The 19918-nt window shown below is 71.0% G+C and carries 13 protein-coding genes and 1 pseudogene; 4 read left to right on the forward strand and 10 right to left on the reverse strand.

Going from position 1 to position 19918, the window contains the following annotated elements; genetic code table 11:
* Positions 1–40 precede the first annotated feature (40 nt).
* Positions 41–934: pseudogene (locus ACFFIA_RS01350) on the forward strand (EamA family transporter); the annotation flags it as partial.
* 23 nt (positions 935–957) lie between these two features.
* On the opposite strand, the gene ACFFIA_RS01355 reads toward ACFFIA_RS01350, so the two are convergent.
* The 4 genes from ACFFIA_RS01355 to ACFFIA_RS01370 all read right to left on the reverse strand — a co-directional run bounded on the left by ACFFIA_RS01355 (position 958) and on the right by ACFFIA_RS01370 (position 8258).
* The gene (locus ACFFIA_RS01355) at positions 958–1905 is read right to left on the reverse strand and encodes a nucleoside triphosphate pyrophosphohydrolase (protein WP_377244003.1); all 948 of its coding nucleotides are present in this window, start codon (positions 1903–1905) and stop codon (positions 958–960) included.
* Positions 1902–2654: a hypothetical protein gene (locus ACFFIA_RS01360; RefSeq protein ID WP_377244006.1), complete on the reverse strand. Its 753-nt coding sequence runs from the start codon at positions 2652–2654 to the stop codon at positions 1902–1904. Before ACFFIA_RS01360 ends, ACFFIA_RS01355 begins: the two co-directional genes overlap by 4 nt.
* Positions 2655–2667: 13 nt before the next feature.
* Entirely contained in the window at positions 2668–6327 is a 3660-nt protein-coding gene (mfd, locus tag ACFFIA_RS01365) for a transcription-repair coupling factor (RefSeq protein WP_377244009.1), read from the reverse strand.
* Between the two features lie 152 nt (positions 6328–6479).
* Complete coding sequence (locus ACFFIA_RS01370; protein WP_377244012.1) at positions 6480–8258, reverse strand: ATP-binding protein; 1779 nt, start codon at positions 8256–8258, stop codon at positions 6480–6482.
* 238 nt (positions 8259–8496) lie between these two features.
* Between ACFFIA_RS01370 and ACFFIA_RS01375 the strand changes: the two genes are divergently transcribed.
* Positions 8497–8970, forward strand: a complete 474-nt coding sequence (locus tag ACFFIA_RS01375; RefSeq protein WP_377244015.1) for a type 2 periplasmic-binding domain-containing protein — start codon at positions 8497–8499, stop codon at positions 8968–8970.
* Positions 8971–9083: 113 nt separating this feature from the next.
* Positions 9084–11855: a phosphoenolpyruvate carboxylase gene (ppc, locus tag ACFFIA_RS01380; RefSeq protein ID WP_377245633.1), complete on the forward strand. Its 2772-nt coding sequence runs from the start codon at positions 9084–9086 to the stop codon at positions 11853–11855.
* Between the two features lie 227 nt (positions 11856–12082).
* Here the strand turns inward: ppc and ACFFIA_RS01385 are convergent, their stop codons facing one another.
* The 5 genes from ACFFIA_RS01385 to ACFFIA_RS01405 form a co-directional block, all read right to left on the reverse strand.
* Entirely contained in the window at positions 12083–12799 is a 717-nt protein-coding gene (locus tag ACFFIA_RS01385) for an ABC transporter permease subunit (RefSeq protein WP_377244018.1), read from the reverse strand.
* Complete coding sequence (locus ACFFIA_RS01390; protein WP_377244021.1) at positions 12800–13711, reverse strand: ABC transporter ATP-binding protein; 912 nt, start codon at positions 13709–13711, stop codon at positions 12800–12802. It abuts the gene before it with no gap.
* The gene (locus ACFFIA_RS01395; RefSeq protein WP_377244024.1) at positions 13708–14571 is read right to left on the reverse strand and encodes an ABC transporter permease; all 864 of its coding nucleotides are present in this window, start codon (positions 14569–14571) and stop codon (positions 13708–13710) included. Before ACFFIA_RS01395 ends, ACFFIA_RS01390 begins: the two co-directional genes overlap by 4 nt.
* Complete coding sequence (locus tag ACFFIA_RS01400; RefSeq protein WP_377244027.1) at positions 14564–15478, reverse strand: ABC transporter ATP-binding protein; 915 nt, start codon at positions 15476–15478, stop codon at positions 14564–14566. The genes ACFFIA_RS01395 and ACFFIA_RS01400 overlap by 8 nt, the downstream gene beginning before the upstream one ends.
* A gap of 81 nt (positions 15479–15559) precedes the next feature.
* Complete coding sequence (locus ACFFIA_RS01405; RefSeq protein ID WP_377244030.1) at positions 15560–16252, reverse strand: B3/B4 domain-containing protein; 693 nt, start codon at positions 16250–16252, stop codon at positions 15560–15562.
* 226 nt (positions 16253–16478) lie between these two features.
* On the opposite strand from ACFFIA_RS01405, the gene cysC reads away from it, so the two are divergent.
* On the forward strand, positions 16479–18008 hold the full coding sequence (gene cysC / locus ACFFIA_RS01410) for an adenylyl-sulfate kinase (protein ID WP_377244033.1): 1530 nt from the start codon (positions 16479–16481) through the stop codon (positions 18006–18008).
* Here the strand turns inward: cysC and ACFFIA_RS01415 are convergent.
* The gene (locus ACFFIA_RS01415; protein WP_377244036.1) at positions 17965–19902 is read right to left on the reverse strand and encodes a CBM96 family carbohydrate-binding protein; all 1938 of its coding nucleotides are present in this window, start codon (positions 19900–19902) and stop codon (positions 17965–17967) included. The genes cysC and ACFFIA_RS01415 overlap by 44 nt on opposite strands.
* Positions 19903–19918 lie beyond the last annotated feature (16 nt).

The following is a 19918-nucleotide window of genomic DNA, read 5'->3' on the forward strand; positions in this document are numbered from 1 at the left end:
CCCTTTCTCATGGACCATTCCCACCATAGCGTCGGTGGCCATGAAGACGGGAGCGCTGCTCTGCATCGCGGGCATGGTGATCGTCGGCAGCTCGGTGTCGCTGAGCCAGCTGATCCTCGACTACCCCACGCTCACCGGCCAGGCCCTGCGCTACGGGCTGGCCGCGCTGATCCTCGCCCTCCTGGTCCGCGGAGGGGGCCGCCGAGGGGTCCCGCGAGGGGTCTGGCGGAAGGTCCCGCGAGAAGTCCGGCGCGGCGGTCCGCGAGGGGGGCGCGTGCGGGTCCGCCCCAACCGCCGCGAGCTGGCCAACCTCACGCTGCTGGCGGCGACCGGGCTGGCCGCGTTCAACGCCTGCATCCTCGTCGCGCTGCCGCACGCGGACGCGGCCGTCGTCGGTACGGTGATCGGCGCCGCCCCGCTCGGCCTGGCGCTGCTCGCCCCGCTCCTGCACGGCGCCCGCCCGGCCGCCCGCATCGTGGTGGCGGCCGCGGTGGTCGTCGGCGGCACCGCGCTGGTGCAGGGTTCCGGCAAGGCGGACACGATCGGCGTACTCGCCTCGCTCGGCGCGCTGGTCGGCGAGGTGCTCTTCTCGCTGCTCGCCGCCGCCGTCCTGCCCCGCCTCGGCGCGATCCGCGTGGCCGCGTACAGCTGCGGGCTCGCCGTGCCACTCCTCCTCGTCGGCGGCATCGCGGCGGGCGAGGTGGCCCGGTGGCGGCTCCCCACGCCGGTCGAGGCGGCCACGTTCGGCTACCTGGCGCTGCTGATGACGGTGGCGGCGTTCCTCGCCTGGTTCACCGGGCTACAGCGGCTGGGTCTCGAACGGGCCGGCATGATCGTCGGTCTCATGCCGGTGGCGACGCTCGTGACCGCCGCGATCCAGGCCGGCCGGCTCCCCGACCCGGGACAGACCGCGGGCGTGCTCGTGGTGGCGCTCGGGCTGGCGGTCGGCCTGACCGCTCAGACAGCTTCGGCCGCGCGCACCGCCTCGGCGTACGACAGCGCGGCCCGGCGGAGTGCGGCCTCGGGATCCAGCCCTCGCGAGCGCGCATCGGCGACGATGGCCAGCAGCGCCGCCCCGAGGTCATCCTCGGCCTGAGGCAGCGGCACCTCGATCCCGGCCCGCTCCGCCCGCTGCATGATCTTCGCGGCGAGGGAGAGCGCCGGCTGGGCGAGCGCGATGCCGTCGACGGCGGAGCCGCGCGCCTTTTCCGCCCGCTTGATCTGCTCCCAGTTCTCCATGATCTCGTCGACGTCGGCGACCGAGGCGCCGGCGAAGACGTGCGGATTGCGCCGGATCAGCTTCGCCACCAGGTCGCCGGCCACGTCGTCGACCGACCACCGCTCGCCTTCGGGCAGCTCCTCGGCCATCCGCGCGTGCAGCACCACCTGGAGCAGCACGTCGCCCAGCTCCTCACGGAGCGCGCCGAGGTCACCGGCCTCGATCGCGTCGTACGCCTCGTAGCACTCCTCCAGCAGGAACTGCGCCAGCGTGGCGTGCGTCTGCTGCCGCTTCCACGGGTCGCCCCCGGGCGAGAGCAGCCGGTCCATCACGGTGACCGCGTCGAGCAGGCGGGCGCCGGGCGGATCCCACGAGCCGTACATCAGCTCGAGCTCGGCGCGCCCCGGCTCGCGGGTCAGCCGCAGCCCAAGCTCACGGGCGAACGACTCGTCGCCGGCCGGCCCGGCCAGCCACACCGCCGTGCCGTCCGCGCCCGCCGCGTCCAGCAACGCGTCGATGCCGCCGCCGACCGTGACCGAGCCGCCGGCCACGCGTACGGCCGTCGCCAGGTCGCTCTCCGCCGCCGCGAGCACCGGATGCGCGCGGACCAGATCCCACGCCTGCGCCGTCAGCAGTCCGGCCGGGAGGCGGGGCGAGGTGACGAGCAGTACGAGCCGGGCGGTCATAGAGATACGTCGGTCACCACGCCGGAGGAGAGGTACGGCAGGTTGTAGAAGATCGGACCCTGCTGCGTGCCGACCGCCATCGGCGCGGCCACCGGGTCGTACTTCGGGTTGACCTTGGTCTTGGTCGCCTCCGCCTCGGCGCCGAGCGAGGTCGACACGAGGATCGCGGCCTCGGCGAAGACGGCGGCGCCGAACTGCTCCCGCACCTGCTCGACGGACAGGCCCGGCTGGATCACCTGCGGTGCCCCCGGCTCGCCGGAGCCGGCTTTGACCAGCGCGTCGTAGACCTTCATGACGCCTTCGTCGGTGAGCTGCACGCGCGGCGTGTTTTCGGTGATGACCGTCTGGAGGTCGAGCCACTCGGCCCACAGCTTGACGAATTCACTGTCGCCGCCCACGCGGAGCGCCTCGGCGATCTCGGCCGGCACGGTCGGCTGGGCCACCGCCGGCATGTTCTTCTCCTTGACGACCCGCCGCGCCAGCTCGAGGCTCACCAGCAGGTCGACGACCTCCTGGCGGGAAACCGGCGGCTCCGCGGCGGGAGCGGGCGCCCCGGACGCCTCCGGACCGGGCTCCTGCTGGGGCGTCTTGGCGACCGCGTCGTCGTACACCTGGGAGACCCGGTCCTCGGTGATGGTGGTGTCGCCCACGAACGCCGCCTTGCCGCTCTCCGTCTGGCAGCCGACGAGGCTGCCCAGGCCCAACGAGGCGATGATGACGATGGATGCCAGCCGACGACCACGCTTCATGGGCGACACTCTCTCACGCGCCGCTGGCCCCGACGGCGGCGGGCTCGCCCAGCACGTCCTTGAGCAACTGGGCACACCACTCCAGCAACGCCTGGTCGCGCAGTGGCTCGCCGCCGATCCGCCGCGTGCTCGGCCGCGGCACGCTCACCTGCTCGATCGCCTGCTTGTACACCGCGTCCGGGTGGTAGCGCTTGAGCCGCAACTGCTTGGAGTCGGGCAGCGCCAGCGGGGCGAAGCGCACGTGCTTGCCCTGCACGGAGACGTCGGTGAGGCCGTACGAGCGGGCGACCAGCCGGAACCGGGCGACCGCCACGAGGTTGGCGACCGCCGCGGGCGGCTCGCCGTACCGGTCGCGCATCTCCACGACCGCCTCGTCCAGCTCGGCGGAGGTGCGGGCGGAGGCGAGCTTGCGGTACATCTCCAGGCGCAGCCGCTCGACCCCGACGTAGTCGTGCGGCAGGTGGGCGTCGACCGGCAGATCGATCTTGACGTCGACCTCCTCCTCGGCCGGCCGCTCCCCCTTGAACTGCTGCACCGCCTCGCCGACCATCCGCACGTACAGGTCGAAGCCCACGCCCTCGATGTGCCCGGACTGCTCGCCGCCGAGCAGGTTGCCGGCGCCACGGATCTCCAGGTCCTTCATCGCCACGTACATGCCCGCGCCCAGCTCGGTGTGCTGCGCGATCGTGGCCAGCCGCTCGTGCGCGTGCTCGGTGAGCGGCTTGTCGCGGGGGTAGAGGAAGTAGGCGTACGCCCGCTCGCGGCCGCGCCCGACCCGGCCCCGGATCTGATGCAGCTGGGCGAGGCCGAGCAGGTCGGCGCGCTCCACGATCAGCGTGTTGGCGTTGGGGATGTCGATGCCCGACTCCACGATCGTGGTGCAGACCAGGACGTCGTACTCCTTCTCCCAGAAGCCGACCATCACCTTCTCCAGCGCGTCTTCGCCCATCTGCCCGTGCGCCACCGCGACCCGCGCCTCGGGCACCAGCTCGCGGATCCGGCGGGCCGCCCGGTCGATCGACTCGACCCGGTTGTGCAGGTAGAAGACCTGGCCGTCGCGGAGCAGCTCGCGGTGGATGGCGGCGGCGACCTGCTTGTCGTCGTACGCGCCCACGAACGTCAGCACCGGATGCCGCTCCTCCGGCGGCGTCGCGATCGTGGACATCTCCCGGATGCCGGTGATCGCCATCTCCAGCGTGCGCGGGATCGGCGTCGCCGACATCGTGAGCACGTCGACGGCCGTGCGGAGCTGCTTCAGGTACTCCTTGTGCTCCACGCCGAAGCGCTGCTCCTCGTCGACGATCACCATGCCGAGATTCTTGAACCGGGTCGACGACTGGAGCAGCCGGTGCGTACCGATCACGATGTCGGCGCTGCCCTCGGCCGCCTTGGTCAGCGTCTGCTCGGCCTCCTTCGGCGTCTGGAAGCGGGACAGCTGCCGGATCTCCAGCGGAAACTGGCCCATGCGGTCGGTGAACGTGTTGTAGTGCTGCTGGGCGAGCAGCGTCGTGGGGACGAGCACGGCCACCTGCTTGCCGTCCTGCACCGCCTTGAACGCCGCGCGCACCGCGATCTCGGTCTTGCCGTAGCCCACGTCGCCGCAGATCAGCCGGTCCATCGGGACCGGCTGCTCCATGTCCTGCTTGACCTCCTCGATGGCGGCAAGCTGGTCGGGCGTCTCGGTGTACGGGAAGGCGTCCTCCAGCTCCCGCTGCCACGGCGTGTCCGGGCCGAACGCGTGCCCCTTCGACGCCTTGCGCGCGGCGTAGAGCTGGATGAGCTGGGCGGCGATCTCGCGTACGGCCTTGCGGGCCCGCGCCTTCGCCTTCTGCCACTCGGCGCCGCCCATCTTGTGCAGTGCCGGGTTCTCCCCGCCCACGTACCGGGAGAGCTGGTCGAGCTGGTCGGTCGGGACGAAGAGGCGGTCGCCGGGCTGGCCGCGCTTGCTCGGCGCGTACTCGATGACCAGGTACTCCCGCGAGGCGCCGTTGACCGTGCGCTGGACCAGCTCGACGTACCGGCCGATGCCGTGCTGCTCGTGCACCACGAAGTCGCCGGCCCGCAGCTCCAGCGGGTCGATCGTGTTGCGCCGGCGGCTGGGCATCTTGCGCATGTCGCGCGTGGAGGCGCCGCGCCCGCCGGTGATGTCGTTGCCGGTGATCACGGCGAGCCGGGCGGCCTCGTCGAGGAAGCCGTGGTTGAGCGCACCGCAGCTCACCAGCAACTGCCCGGGCTGGGGCGGCGCGTCGATCGACTCGACGATCGTGGCGCCCACGCCCGCGTCGTGCAGCACCTCGACCGCCCGCTGGGCCGGCCCGTGCCCCTCGAAGACCAGCGCCATCGCCCAACCGTCGCCGGACCAGCGCTTGAGGTCGTCGACCACGCGCGCGGTCTCGCCGTGGTACAGCGGCACCGCCTGAGCCGCCAGCGTGATCGCGTCGGCGAGGTCGGGGGTCACGGTGACCTCGGGCAGCGGCTCCTCCCACGGCCGCGCCTCCGGTGCCGGCGCCTCCGCCTCGGCCAGCCCGAACGGGGAGACCGTCCACCACGGGAGGCCGAGGTCGCCGGCGACCGCGCGTACCTCGGCGAGGGTCTTGAAGGCGGCGGCGCCGAGGTCGACCGGGGCCTGGCCACCGACGGCGGCCGCGGCCCAACTGGCCTCCAGAAACTCCGCCGAGGTACGGACGAGGTCGTGCGCCCTAGTGCGGATCCGCTCCGGGTCGCAGAGCAGCACGTGCGTGCCCTCGGGCATCGCGTCGACCAGCAGCTCCATGCTCTCGGTGCCGTCGAGCAGCGCCGGCGCGAGCGACTCCATGCCCTCGACCGGGATGCCCTCGGCGAGCTTTTCGAGGATCTCCTCCAGCTCCGGATGCTTCTGGGCCAGCTCGGCGGCTCTCTCGCGGACATCGGGGGTCAGCAGCAGCTCCCGGCAGGGCGGCGCCTGTAATACCCGCGGCGTCGCTTCGCTCCGACGCGACAGGTCGTCGTCCGCCGCGATCGTGCGCTGGTCGGCGACCGCGAACGTGCGGATCTCCTCGACCTCGTCGCCCCAGAACTCCACGCGCGACGGATGCTCGTCGGTCGGCGGGAAGATGTCGAGGATGCCGCCGCGGACCGCGAACTCGCCCCGCTTCGTCACCAGGTCGACCCGCGCGTACGCCATGTCGGTCAGCCGCCGCGCCACGTCTTCCAGCGCCGCCTCGGCCCCCGGCCGCAACTCGACCGGCTCAAGGTCGCCGAGCCCTTTGAGCATCGGCTGGAGCACCGACCGCACCGGCGCGACGACCACGCGCAGCGGGTTTCCGGCCGGATGGGCCAGCCGCCGCAGCACCGCGAGCCGCCGCCCGACGGTGTCCGACCTGGGCGACAGGCGCTCGTGTGGCAGCGTCTCCCACGAGTGGAAGACGGTGACCTGGTCGTCCGGGAGCAGGCTGCCCAGAGCGAGCGCCAGGTCGTCGGCCTCGCGGCTGGTCGCGGTGACCGCCAGCACCGGCTTCCCCGCACCGCCCGGCCCCGCGTCCGCCGCCACCGCCGCCACGACGAACGGGCGCAGCGACGCCGGCGCGGTCAGATCCAGCCCATCGCTGTCGGGCCCGGCAGCCCGGGCCCGGTCACGGACGCGGGCCAGCGCCGGATCGCCGAGGGCGGCGGGCAGCAGACCGGCGAGCTTCATGGGAGGACCTCATTTCGAGCACGCACGAAGACCCCGCGCCCGAACCGGGCGGGGGGTATGACCCCAGCCTAGCCCGGCTTTCAGGTGGTCCCGGGACACAACCGAGTCCGGACGCTCGAGCAAGGGTGGCTTGACGGCCAGACCGGGTCAGCTCAGGACGTATCAGGCGCCGAGAAAGGCAGTTCCGGCTGCATCGCTTTGTCAGTAAGGGAATACCGGGTATTCCGGCTCGTACGTTTCCCTTCCGAAGCCTGAATCTCGCCATCCTTTTTCATACGCGACAGCCAATGTTCGGTCGCCTTGTCGGATGCCCCAATAACTTCGGCAATCTGCGACTTGGAAAGAGTTCCATGTAGATGTAACGCCTCGATTATCTGGCGTCGTCGATTCGGTCGTGGACGACGACGAGCTTCCGAGGTACCCGCTAGCCTCGCAAAATTAGAAAGTGTGTAGCGCGCCCCACCACGGCTACCTGTTTGGTCCACCAACTCCCTGGCAACCAGATCCTGCAGCTCAAAATAAGCGACACGACTGTCGGTCACCCCGGTCGCCGCACGATACTTCGCGTTGTCGAGTACCTCGCCACGCCTCATCAGAGCCAGCGCTATAAATTGCGAGTCCCGGATACCCTCTCTTCCGAGTGAGTTGATCCAGGCAACGGTACCGTCGTCCAACAGCGCATGGTTAGGCATTACCACCTCGAACGAGGTTACCTTGTCCTTGAAACGCGGAGGTCCCATACCAGCACGACGCAGCGAAGCAATCATCGCCCTGATTCCTGAACCTCGGTTTTCGCAAACAGTGCGATCCTCGCCCGGCACCGTCACATCCTCGAGAAGTCTCAAGAGCACCGCATTCCGCGCTGACGACCGTCCTTCTTCGCCCAACCTCGTGATGTCCACCGAACCGAACAAACCACCAGGATTATGTATCCTGAGCCGGTCCGGATACATCTCAATTTGCACCTGCGTCCCCCGCGATCCAGCAGACAGGTCACGGTGGACAAGCGAGTTTACGATCGCTTCTCGCAGCGCCTCTGGCGGATATTCCCACACATCTCTGCGCCCCTCGCCAGAAATTAGCGAACGGCGACTCATGTTTCGCTGAATCGTCGCAAGGGCCTCCGCAGCCATGTGCGGTATAGAGCCGTTGATGCTGACGTTGTCCAGAAAGCGTACACCGGAAGGTGTGGCTTCACCCGTTACCGTGGGATAGTGCACGAATGTGACGTTCAACTGCGGGAAGAACTCCTGAGGATATCGCCCCAGAGCAAGGAGCCCAGCCAACGACGGCCGATATTCACCCGACGCATCGCGCACGAGCACGCGGTTCATCCGAAGTATGACGCTGGCTTCCTCATTGCCCCAGAGTCGCGGATTCGCCTGCCGTAGGCGGGCCACATAGTGGGCCACCTCGACCTCATCAAGATGGCCAAGAGACGCTTCCACCACGGGCTCGGCATCGAAGGCCGGCTGCCCTCGCTCCGCGATCAGCTGATGGACTTCCTCTGCCGTCAGCCTCCGGTCCGTGTCGGCGACACGTATATAGGTACCCCGGACCATCCCCTGCTTCTCGACATAGCAAGGCTTTTGCTCTCGGGGGAGCTCGGGGACATAAGCCGCTATAACGGCACATCCGTCAACCTCGCCCAAAACGATCTGGGGCCGCAGCGGAGGGACCAGTTCGCTGCGACACATCGACGCAAGGTCGGTCTGAAGCTTCCTCGCATCCCGAAGGCCGACCGCCCGATACCCAGGGCTGTCATCCAGCCCCAGCACGAGCGTCCCGCCGCCCGGACTGTTGGAGAAAGCGGACAAACTCTCCTTGGCCGACGAAGGCAAGCCACCCGCCGACGCCTTGACCTCGACTCCGACCGCCTCTGCACCAAACTTTCGCAACTCGGCGACCAGAATGTCCAACCAGGTGGTCATGGCGGATCTCCGTGGCATCGTCGTAAGACTAGGAAGACTCAGGAAACCTTAGGAAGATAACGCTAGGTGCGGGGAAGACCTTCGCGACCCCTATCTGCCGAGGTGAACGCCCCCCGCCGACCCCCATCGGGCACTTCGATCGTCCACCACCACCTCCTAACTTAGGAAGATACCGACGTCCGTTAGGAAGATGTGAGATCTGACCTTCGTTGTCACCCAGATCTGGTATGAGTCATGCGTGGGCAAATGGAGCAAAGCGGGCGCACTGCTGCTCGGCACGCTGGCGCTGGCCACGGCCTTCGTGTGGGCGTACGCGGGGGCGCTGCACGAGCCCACCCCGCGTGAGGCGCCGGTCGGCGTCGTGCGCGGTGACAGCGCCGCCGCCGAGCTGATCACCGCACTGGGACCGCAGCTCAAAGCCATCGAGTACGCCGACCGCCACGCCCTGATCCGCCGCGAGGTGTACGCCGTGCTGGCCGCCAGCGTGCTGGGCCTCACGGCCAGCACCACGCCCAGCCTCTTCCGGGGGATGCACCGGTGGAACCTACCCGGACTCGGCTCCGACCTGATCAAGTCCGTGGTCTACTTCGACCGGAAGGCGGCGGGCTGGCCGATCACATCGCTGGCCATCTGGGCCGTGGCCGGCATGGGGGTGCTGCTCGCTGCGGCCGCCATGCGTGGCCGCACTCTGAGACATGACTCACCACGTTGACCAGGCGGCAACGTGGCGTCGGTAACATCCAGGTGTCGGACAGCGCCGTCCTTCGTACTCAACGTAAGGAGCGCACGGTGACCGAGCAGGCCGACGTCTCCCCTGGCGGTCGTCTGGACACTGACGACCCAAACCAGGCCCTACGCGCGGATATCCGCCGGCTGGGCACGCTCCTCGGCCAGACCCTCGCCCGTCAGGAGGGGCCGCCCCTCCTCGACCTGGTCGAGGAGATCCGTGCGCTGGTGCGCACCGACGCCGAGCGGGCTGCCACGCGGCTGGGCACGATGGACATCACGACCGGCACGCAGCTGGCCCGGGCCTTCTCCACCTACTTCCACCTGGCCAACATCACCGAGCAGGTGCACCGCGCCCGTGACCTGCGCCGCCAGCGGGCCACTCAGGGCGGCTGGCTCGACCAGGCGGCCAAGCTGATCGCCGAGCGGGGCGTGCCCACCGACGAGATCGCGTCCGCGGCCCGGCGGCTGGCGGTGCGGCCGGTCTTCACCGCTCACCCCACCGAGGCGGCCCGCCGCTCGATCCTTTCCAAGCTCCGCGCCGTGGCCGACGAGCTCGATGCCGAGGCGGCCGCCGCGATCCTCTACGGCGCGACCGAGTCCCCGCAGACCGACCGCCGGCTCGCCGAGCTGATCGACATGCTGTGGCAGACCGACGAGCTGCGCCTCGACCGGCCCGACCCCACCGACGAGGCGCGCAACGCGGTCTACTACCTGCGCGACCTCTACTCCGAGGCGGCGCCGCAGGTGCTCGACGACCTCACCGACACGCTCCGCTCGCTGGGCGTGGAGACCGCGCCGACGTCCCGGCCGCTCACGTTCGGCACGTGGATCGGCGGCGACCGCGACGGCAACCCGTTCGTCACACCGAGGGTCACGCGCGACGTGCTCATGATCCAGCACGAGCACGGCATCCAGGCCACCGAGGCGGCCATGGACGCGCTGATCAACGAGATCTCGGTCTCCCGCCGGCTGCGCGGCGTCTCGCTCGACCTCTCCGCCAGCCTGGCCAAGGATCTCGACGCGCTGCCGGAGGTGCCGCAGCGCTTCCGGCGCACCAACGCCGAGGAGCCCTACCGCCTCAAGGCCCGCTGCATCAAGGCGAAGCTTGCCAACACGCGGCGCCGGCTGGGCCAGGGCACCGCGCACGTGCCGGGGCGTGACTACCGCGGCTCCGACGAGCTGCTCGCCGACCTCGAGCTGCTGCGCGCCTCGCTCGCGCGCAACTCCGGGCAGCTCACCGCGGTGGGCCGGCTCGCCTCGGTGATCCGCACGGTGGCCTCGTTCGGGCTGCATCTGGCCACGATGGACGTGCGCGAGCACGCCGAGGCGCACCACGCGGTGCTCGCCCAGATGTACGCGCGGATCGGCGAGGTGGCCGACTACAACACGCTCTCCCGCGCCGAGCGCACCAAGCTCCTCTCCGACGAGCTGACCGGCCGGCGCCCACTGTCCAGCCTGGACACTCCGCTGAGCGAGTCGGCGCAGCGCACGTTCGACGTCTTCACCACCATCCGCGAGGCGCAGCAGCGCTTCGGCCCGGAGGTCATCGAGTCGTACATCATCTCGATGACCCTCGGCGTCGACGACGTGCTGGCCGCGGCGGTGCTGGCCCGCGAGGCCGGCCTGATCGACGTGCACAGCCACCGGGCCCGCATCGGCTTCGTGCCGCTGCTGGAGACGCCAGCCGAGCTGGACGCCGGCGGCGAGGTGCTCGACGAAATGCTGGCCCTGCCCGCCTACCGGGCCCTGGTCGCCGCCCGCGGCGACGTGCAGGAGGTCATGCTCGGCTACTCCGACTCCAACAAGGAAGCCGGCATCACCACGTCGCAGTGGTCGATCCACCGGGCCCAGCGCGCGCTCCGCGACGTGGCCGCCCGCCACGGCGTGCGGCTGCGCCTCTTCCACGGCCGCGGCGGCACCGTGGGCCGCGGCGGCGGGCCTACGCACGAGGCGATCCTGGCCCAGCCGTACAACACGCTCGACGGCTCGATCAAGGTCACCGAGCAGGGCGAGGTGATCTCCGACAAGTACACGATCCCCGCGCTGGCCCGGGAAAACCTCGAACTCACGGTCGCCGCCGTGCTCCAGGCGACGCTCCTGCACACCACCTCACGCGTCTCCATCGAAGCGCTGACCCGGTGGGACGCGGCGATGGACACCACGTCGGCCGCGGCCTTCAGGGCATACCGCGAGCTGGTCGAAGATCCAGACCTGCCGGCGTACTTCTGGGCCTCGACCCCCACCGAGCTGCTCGGCGCGCTCAACATCGGCTCCCGCCCCGCCAAGCGTCCCAACACCGGCGCCGGGCTGAGCGGCCTGCGCGCGATCCCGTGGGTCTTCGGCTGGACCCAGTCCCGGCAGATCGTCCCAGGGTGGTACGGCGTGGGCACCGGCCTGGCCGCCGCCCGCGAGGCGGGGCTCGCCGAGGTGCTGGCCGAGATGCACGGCAACTGGCAGTTCTTCCGGACCTTCCTGTCCAACGTGGAGATGATGCTCTACAAGACCGACCTCAAGATCGCCCGCCGCTACGTCGACCTGGTCCCGGAGGAGCTGCGGCCGATCTTCGGCAAGATCGAGGATGAGTACTCCCGCGCGGTGCGCGAGGTGCTGGCCATCACCGGCGAGTCGAAGCTGCTCGACAAGCAGCCGGTGCTGGAGCGCACGCTCGCCGTCCGCGACACCTACCTGGAGCCGCTCCACCACCTTCAGGTCGCGCTGCTGCGGCAGTACCGCGACTCCGGCGCGGCGGCCCGTGCGGTCGCCACCGCGCCGGGAGCCCGGCGGGCGCCCGGCGACGGGACGGCGCTGGAGCGGGCCCTGCTGACGACGGTCAACGGCATCGCCGCCGGGATGCGCAACACCGGCTGAGCGGCGGCGCAGACAGCCGAGTGGCCGGCCCGGCGAGCGGACCGGCCACGGTGGATCGTTCAGCCGCCGGATCCGCTCCCCTCCCGGGGATGCCGGAGCTCGACGACGTCTTCGCCGAGGCCCTGCGCAACGTCTACCGGTTTGGCAGCTGACGCGCGCCGGCGGGCCGGATCGGCGGACGCCTGTCCCACTCCGACCCGGCCCGCCGGCGCGGCGGACGCCAAAGGCTACGAGGTCTCGCCCGCCACCGAGAACGAGCGCAGCCGGTCGATCGCCAGCATCGTGAAGCCGACCACGAAGATCACGGCCATGATGAGGGCCACCGGCAGGGAGACCTTCGACTCCAGCAGCCCGGTCGGGGCGATCCTGTCGGCGATCGTCAGCACGTACTGCTGGATCGACAGCACGCGCGTCCCCGAGACGAAGTTGCCGAGCAGGCCCTCCCACACCAGTACGTAGACCAGGCCGAGCAGCACCGGCCGCCGCGTGACCAGGCTCAGCGCCAGGAAGAACGCCGAGTACGCCAGCGCGCCCACCGCGCCCGCGAGTGCCAGGCCCAGCCCCAGGCGTACGGAGTGGGCGAGCACGCCGGACACGTACAGCGGGATGGCCACGGTCACCGCCGTCACCACGGTGGCCACGGCGAGCTTGGGGAGCACGATCTGCCAGCGCGGCAACGGCTTGGTGAGGATGTGGACGATGGTGCCGTCGTCGATCTCCGAGCCGAGCACGCCCGTGCCCACGATGAGGGCGATCACCGGCAGCACGACGGCCAGCCCGAGGCCGACCAGCACCGGCGGGGCCCAGTGTTCCGCCGCCACGCCGAAGGCGCGGCTCAGGAGCGCCAGCCCGATGACGAGCAGCGGCAGCGGGATGAGCAGCAGGAACCGCCGGCGGCCGAAGAGCCCGCGCGCGGTGATCCACGTGATCGTCTGGGGTACCACTTATGCCTCCACCAGGTAGGAGAAGACGCTCTCCAGGGACTCGTCCGAGGGGAGCAGCCGGCGGACCCGGATGCCCTCGGCGAGCGCGATCTTGGGTAGCGCGCGGGTGAAGCTGCCGTAGTCGCCGGCGCGCACGGTCAGGCCGGTGCGGTCGATCTCCACGCCGGTCACCGACGCCTGCCCCATGAGAGCGACCGCGAGCCGGCGGTCGTCGGTGGAGTGGACGGCGAAGACGTGCGGCCGGTTGGACATGAGGCGGCGGATCGCGCGGTAGTCACCGGAGGCGGCCAGGCGGCCCGCGACGATGACCTGCACGGTGCCGGAGACCTGCTCGACCTCTTCGAGGATGTGCGAGCTGAAGAGGATCGTACGGCCGGCGGTGCCGAGGCGGTGCAGCAACTCCATCATGTGCAGCCGCTGGCGCGGGTCCATGCCGTTGAACGGCTCGTCGAGCAGCAGCACCTGCGGGTCGTGCACGAGCGCGGCGGCGACCCGGGTGCGCTGGCGCATGCCCTTGGAGTACGTGCCGATGCGGCGGTCCTGCGCGCCGGTCATCTCGACCAACTCCAGGGCCCGCTGCGCGGCCGCCTCGGGGTCGGGCAGGCGGTGCAGGCGGGCGCTGACCAGGAGGAACTCCCGCGCGGTCAGGAACTCGTGCACCGCCTCGCGCTCGCTGACCAGCCCGAGTCGCTTGTAGACGGACGGGTTGCGCCAGGTGGGTTCGCCGTCGATGGTGACCGTGCCCCGCGAGGGCGCGAGAAACCCGGCCATCATGTGCAGCACGGTGGTCTTGCCGGCGCCGTTGGGGCCGAGCAGGCCGGTCACTCCCGGGTGGAGCGTCATGGAGACGTCGTTGACGGCCACCACGTTGCCGTACCAGCGGGAGACGCCGGCGAGCGTCAACTGGGTCATGACGAAGCGACCTTCCGGTAGCGGGCCAGCAGGAGGGCGACACAGCCGGCCACGACGCCGATGGCGACCGCCAGGTACACAGGCCCGAACGGGCCGATGTCGTCGGTGCCGCCGCCCGAATCGAAGAGCCACACGCCGACGCCGAAGACGAGGCTGGAAGGGCTGAAGAGCAGCGCCAGCTCGTTCATCGCCTGGGAGGGCATGACCGAGAGCACGCCGACGATCGGCGTGGTCATCAGGAAGACCGCGACGATCCCGCCGGCGGCGAAGGCCCGCTTGCCGGTCAGCGACGCGACCAGCAGGCCGATCCCGGCGAAGACGGCCGCCCACAGCAGGGCGTAGAGCAGGCCGGGCACGATGTCGCCGACCTCGGTCCACACCTCGCTCATGCCGTCGGCGGAGAACGCGGCCACCAGGAACATCAGGATCTGCGGCGCGCCGAGCAGCAGCCACACCGCCGTGGCCAGGGCGGCGAGCTTCGCGTAGGCGTAGTCGCCGCGCCGCAGGGGTCGGGAGAAGTAGAGCGGCAGCACGCCGGCCCGCAGGTCGCGGGAGACCAGCTCGGGTGCGACGATCGCCACGAAGAAGATGACGAGCCACGCCATCATGTCGGCGAACGCGGTGTACCCGACCGCCGCGTCCGGCACCTGGGCCCGCACCGCGGCGAGGATGGCGCCGGTCAGGAAGACCACGCCGAGCACAAACCACGGGAAGATCTTGGCTTTGGCGCTGCGGCCCAGCCCGAAGGCCGTGCGCAGGCCGTGCACGTACAACGACGTGAACACGTACCTCCGGCCGAGGCGCGGCCCGGCGTAGCGCTGGTAGCCGATGTCGTGGATGACACCTGTCGCTTCAGACATGGGTCACCTCCCGGGTCGCGAAGAGCTCGGCGACGCGGTGGCGCCGCTGGTCGAGACGGTGCAGAGGCAGGTCCAGCTCGGCCACCGCGGTCAGGATGCGGTCGTAGGTGGCGTCGTCTTCCAGGGGTACGAGCAGCAGCCGGCCGTCGCGCCGGACACTGAGGCCGAGCAGGTCGAGCCGCGCGGCCAGCTCCTCGATGCCCTCGCTCACCTCGACGGCCAGCACGTCGGTGACGGTGGTCATCGCCGAGATGTTGTCGGAGCGCAGGAGCCGCCCGCCGTCGATCGCGATCAGCGAGTCGCAGATCCGCTCGACCTCGCCGAGCAGGTGCGAGCAGACGACCACCGAGATGCCGAACTCGGTGCCGATCCGGTGGATCAGCGCCAGCATCGCGTCGCGCCCGGCCGGGTCGAGGCCGTTGGTCGGCTCGTCGAGCAGCAGCAGGTCGGGGTCGTGCACCAGCGCCTGGGCGAGCTTGACCCGCTGCTTCATGCCGGTCGAGTAGCCACCGATCTGGCGGTAGCGCTCTTCGTACAGCCCGACATGGCGCAGGGCCTCGGAGGCGCGCTCGCGAGCCGCCGTACGCGGCAGGCCGCTCATCCGCCCCAGGTGGGTGACGAACTCGGCGGCGGACAGGTCCGGCGAGAGCGACTCGTGCTCCGGCATATAGCCGACCCGGGCCCGTACGGCCGCGGCGTCGACGGTGGGATCGAGGTCGAGAACGCGCACCCGACCACTGGTCGGGGCGAGCAGGCCCAGCAGGATCTTGATTAGCGTGGACTTGCCCGCGCCGTTGGCTCCGACCAGCCCCACGATGCCGGGCTCGACGCTGACCGTCAGATCGGACAGCGCGGTCACCCGGCCCGCATAAGTCTTGGTGAGCGATTCGGTCGCTATGAGGGTCACGCGGTCAGCGTAGGGATTTCGCGGCGTCCGTAGGTATCAGGCGTAACCCTGGGCCTGCCCTTAGGGTCTCCGCCGCCGGAACTATGTCTTTCGTTGTAGCGTCCGGGTCTCGATCCGCACCTCTGGGCTGGTGGCGCGGAGCGCATCGACCAGCGTCGCACCGGCGGTGGCCAGGCCCGCTTCGGTCATCGGCTCCAGCGCGTCGAGGATGAACACCGCCCGGGTCGTGGTGGGGCCGAGACGCGTGCGGACGCACTGCCGCCAGTTCCACCGCCGGCAGGTGACGCCCTCGTCGTCGCGCCAGACCACCTCGCCCGGGCTCGGCCGCTCGGTCGTCACCTGACCGTCGGCCATGGTGTCGAACGGTTCCTCGCCGGTCGCCCGCACCAACCGCAGCGGCCCCCGGTACCGGTCGACGTCCTCCCCGCCGATCGGCACGGCGTGCAGCACCGAGACCGCGTTGTACGCGTCGGTGAGCCGGTCGACCCTGGGCAGCCCCTGAGGCGCCCGGCGCAGCAGCGCGTCCACGCTGGGACGAGTGCGCTGCGGCTTGGCGCCGAACGCGCGGAACGCCTCCCGCCACGCCACCACGTGGGGGTGATCCGCGGGCGCCGCCTCCTCCGCCGCCCGCAGCATCTTCTCCGTCACGTCGTCGCTCGGTCCGGGCGCCAGCCCATCGGCGAGGATCAGGAGTGCCCGGTAGTCGGGGCGAAGCGTGAACACCTCGGGGTCGACGTACGCACTCGCGAGCCACTGGTCACCTTGCTGCACCATTCGGTCATGATACTGACCGTCGCTGGTAACAGTTTCATAAGGGTCCTCTGGCACATCCCGTACGGCGTACGGAAGACAGCCGGTGGAGTGGCAGGCGCAGGCGGCGGGCATACACCCGTACCGGTATCTTCACTGCGACCGGTAGCAGACACCGGTGAGCCGTGGCACTCTCGACCGATGAGCGGGCGGCTGAGAAACTGTGAGCCGGTTCGCCGTTGGGGGTGGGATGAGCAACGGGTGGGTGATGCCCGACGAGGTGCTGCGCGACGCGCCGGCCTACACGCCGCGCTCCTTTGAGCTGGCCGATCTCGAGCTGCTGCTCTCCGGGGCGTATACGCCGCTGGCCGGCTTCCTCGGCCGCGCGGATCTGGCCGGCCTGGCCCGCCGCGGGCGCCTCGCCGACGGCACGCCCTGGCCGGTGCCGGTCACGCTCGAGGTCCCCGGCGGACTCGTCGCCGACCTCGACCTCGACAACCCGCTCCAGCGCGCGCTCGTGCTCACCGACTACGAAGGTGCCCCGGTCGCCGCGGTCGACGTGACCGACGCGTGGCCGACCCGCGACGGGCGCTACGGCGTCGGCGGTGCGGTGCGGCGGCTGGGCGACGGCGGGCACGGCCCATTCCAGCGGCTGCGGCGCACGCCCGAAGAGGTCAAGACGCTGCTCCCGCCGGGCCGCGTGCTCGGCGTGATCGCCGACCGGCCGCTACACCGTCCACAGTTGGCACAGATCGCGCACGCCGCCCGCACGCTCGCCGCCCACCTGCTGATCCTCATCCCGGTGGCCGACCAGGGCCCCGATGGGCTGCCGCCCGAGGTGCTGGTCCGGGCCGTGTTCGCCGCCCGCGACCGGATGCCCCCGGCCACGCTGGTCGCGGTGCCGCTCGCCCGCCGCGGTGACGAGATCCGCGACGCCCTGCTGCGGGCCCGGGTCGCCGCGGCCTACGGCGTGACCCACCTGCTCTCCACCGGCGAGATGCTCTCCGGCGGCGGGCCGCGCGTGCTGGTGCCGCGCGAGCTGGCCTACGACAACCGCGACGGCCAGTGGCGCTGGCGTGACGACATCCCCCCGCGCAACCGCCGGCTGGCGCTGCGCCCCGACGAGATCGAAGACCTGCTCGACCGGGGCTTCCCGCTGCCCGAGTGGCACACGCCGCCGGCGGTCGCCAAGGAGCTGTCCCGGGCCCGGCCGCCCCGCCGCCATCGCGGCGTGGTCGTCTTCTTCACCGGGCTCTCCGGCTCGGGCAAGTCGACGATCGCGCGGGGCGTGGCCGACGCGTTGCGGGAGAGCGGTGACCGCACGGTCACGCTCCTCGACGGCGACGTGGTGCGGCGCGAGCTGACCAAGGGCCTCGGCTTCAGCAAGGAAGACCGCGACATCAACGTGCGCCGCATCGGCTGGGTCGCCGCCGAGGTGGCCCGCCACCGCGGGATGGCGCTGTGCTGCCCGATCGCGCCCTACGCGCGGGCCCGGGCGCTCGCCCGCGCGATGGCGCAGGAGGCGGGCGCCGGCTTCCTGCTGGTCTACGTCTCGACCCCGCTCGCCGTCTGCGAGCAGCGCGACCGCAAGGGGCTGTACGCGAAGGCCCGCGCCGGTCAGCTCACCGGGATGACCGGGATCGACGATCCGTACGAGGTGCCCACCGACGCCGACCTGGTCCTCGACACGAGCGAGCTGCCGATCGAGGAGGCGGTGCAGGCGGTGCTGCACCACCTCACGGAGACGGGTTGGGTCGAGCCGCGTCTCCAGCCGGCCTGACCCGCACTTGGAAGGTGCGCTCCAGACCCAGGTCGCGATAGGCGGCCAGCCCGTCCCGCGTGCGGTCCACGCGCGAGTCGCGGCCCCGCTGGTCGCTCGGTGTGTCGAAGTACACCATCGCCTTGACCCGCGGGAAGAGCGGCATCTGCCGGCTGACCGAGTTGTAGAAGTCGGCCCGGTGGCCGGGGTTGCTGTCGTGGTGCCAGACGCCCCACTCGCCGAGCATCAGCGGCTTGTCCGGATGGCGCTCGGCGGCCCAGTTGTAGAACCCCGGCCACGACGGCTTGCTGCTCGACCGGCGGTTCATCATCTCGGCGAAGTCGCCGAAGCCGTACTCGCCGCGCTCGCTGTACGCGTACGCGTCCCAGGCGATCCAGTCGATCACGTCGTCACCGGGGTAGAGGCTCTCGAACCAGGGCTGCGTGTTCCACGGCACGTACGCCATGTAGTTCATCACCGAGACCAGATTGGACACTCCCCGCTCGCGGAGCCCGAGGAGCACCTGCCGCACCATGGCCGCGTAGTCGGTGGCGGTACGGCCGGAGCCGGCGCGCGGGTCGACGTCGTTCTCCGGCTCGTGGTGCACGGTGAATAAGAACGGCTCGGTGAGTGACCGCTTCAGCCGGTCGGCGAGCTTGTCCAGGTACTCCTCCGTGGCCGGATGACCGTCGGCGATCTGTGCCCAGGTGGCGCCCTGCGGCTTCCAGTTGAGGAAGAGCACGCGCTTCCGGGCGATCTCGATCTCCTCGGCGGTCGGGAAGTTCTCCGTCCCCCGGTGGTACGCGTGGTAGATCGCCTGCTCGCGCCCGGTCTTCCGCTCGAAGTCGAGCAGCGCCTCGCCGCGTGGCGTGCTGGTGTGCGCGCCAGGCGCCACCCCCCACAGGACCCCGCAGCTCGGCACCAGCTTGCTGTCGGTGACGCAGTCGGGGTCCGGGTCGGGCGGCGTGGTCGGCGAGGGCGATGGCGATGGCGATACCGGCGGGCTGGTCGGCGCGCTCGTGGGCGGCGTGGTGGGCGGCGACGTGGGCGGGCTGGTCGGCGACGTCGGGACGTTCGGCATCCCGGGCCACGACGGCATCCCCGGCAGGGACGGCAGGGTCGGGAGCGACGGCATGTCGGGCAGGGAGGGCATGCCGGGCAGCGACGGCATCCCGGGAAGCGACGGCATGCCCGGCATCGAGGGCATCCCGGGAAGCGACGGCATTCCGGCCGACGGTGCGGAGCCGCCGGTGGGCTCTGCCGCGACCGGCACGCCGGTGCTCGGCGACGGCGCCGGGGTCACCGTCCGCCACGGCATGACCTTGCCGATCCAGGACAGCCACAGCGTGGGCTTGACCAGGGAGTCGATCGGCCGGACGCCGTCCTTGGCCCAGAAGGTGGCGTAGCCGTCGCCGGCCGGTGCGGTGACCGCGAAGGCGTACGTCCCCTCGCGCTGGATCACGCCGCTGACGTCGAAGACCACGCTCTCGTCGTACGGCCGGGGCGCGGCACTCGCCACGACCGTGCCGAGCTGGGGCGCGGAGCGGGCGTTGAGCGTGCGCTCCCGCCAGTCGGTCGCGGGCACGCGGGTCAGCTCGATGCGGCTCGGCAGCACGCCGGCGCGGCGGCTCAGCCGTACCTCCGCCCGGGCCGGCGACTTGCCTCCGCGCAGCCCGTCGACCGTGAACTTCAGGTACGTCACCGCCGCGCCGCCGCCCATCCCGCCGGCCACCAGCTCGGCGCCGGCACCGTCCTCACGGTGGGGGTCGGCGGTGCTCGCGTACGTGTCCTCGGCCGCGGCGATCCGCTGGTCCGGTGCCCTCCCGAGCTGACCGCCGACATATCCGAACAGGACGGCGAAGGCGGTGGCGCCCACCGCGATACCGGTGGCGCTCAATGCGTGCGCTCTGGCCATGGGACGACCTCCCGTG

It is taken from the genome of Phytohabitans kaempferiae (assembly GCF_042433955.1).
Lineage (GTDB): Bacteria > Actinomycetota > Actinomycetes > Mycobacteriales > Micromonosporaceae > Phytohabitans > Phytohabitans kaempferiae.

What these genes read in the sequence shown, in the direction of transcription:
- ACFFIA_RS01360 (WP_377244006.1), bottom strand. Translation starts at nt 2,654, where the DNA reads ATGAAGCGTGGTCGTCGGCTGGCATCCATCGTCATCATCGCCTCGTTG.
- ACFFIA_RS01405 (WP_377244030.1), bottom strand. Translation starts at nt 16,252, where the DNA reads ATGGTGCAGCAAGGTGACCAGTGGCTCGCGAGTGCGTACGTCGACCCC.
- ACFFIA_RS01415 (WP_377244036.1), bottom strand. Translation starts at nt 19,902, where the DNA reads ATGGCCAGAGCGCACGCATTGAGCGCCACCGGTATCGCGGTGGGCGCC.
- ACFFIA_RS01395 (WP_377244024.1), bottom strand. Translation starts at nt 14,571, where the DNA reads ATGTCTGAAGCGACAGGTGTCATCCACGACATCGGCTACCAGCGCTAC.
- ACFFIA_RS01355 (WP_377244003.1), bottom strand. Translation starts at nt 1,905, where the DNA reads ATGACCGCCCGGCTCGTACTGCTCGTCACCTCGCCCCGCCTCCCGGCC.
- ACFFIA_RS01390 (WP_377244021.1), bottom strand. Translation starts at nt 13,711, where the DNA reads ATGACCCAGTTGACGCTCGCCGGCGTCTCCCGCTGGTACGGCAACGTG.
- cysC (WP_377244033.1), top strand. Translation starts at nt 16,479, where the DNA reads ATGAGCAACGGGTGGGTGATGCCCGACGAGGTGCTGCGCGACGCGCCG.
- ACFFIA_RS01370 (WP_377244012.1), bottom strand. Translation starts at nt 8,258, where the DNA reads ATGACCACCTGGTTGGACATTCTGGTCGCCGAGTTGCGAAAGTTTGGT.
- mfd (WP_377244009.1), bottom strand. Translation starts at nt 6,327, where the DNA reads ATGAAGCTCGCCGGTCTGCTGCCCGCCGCCCTCGGCGATCCGGCGCTG.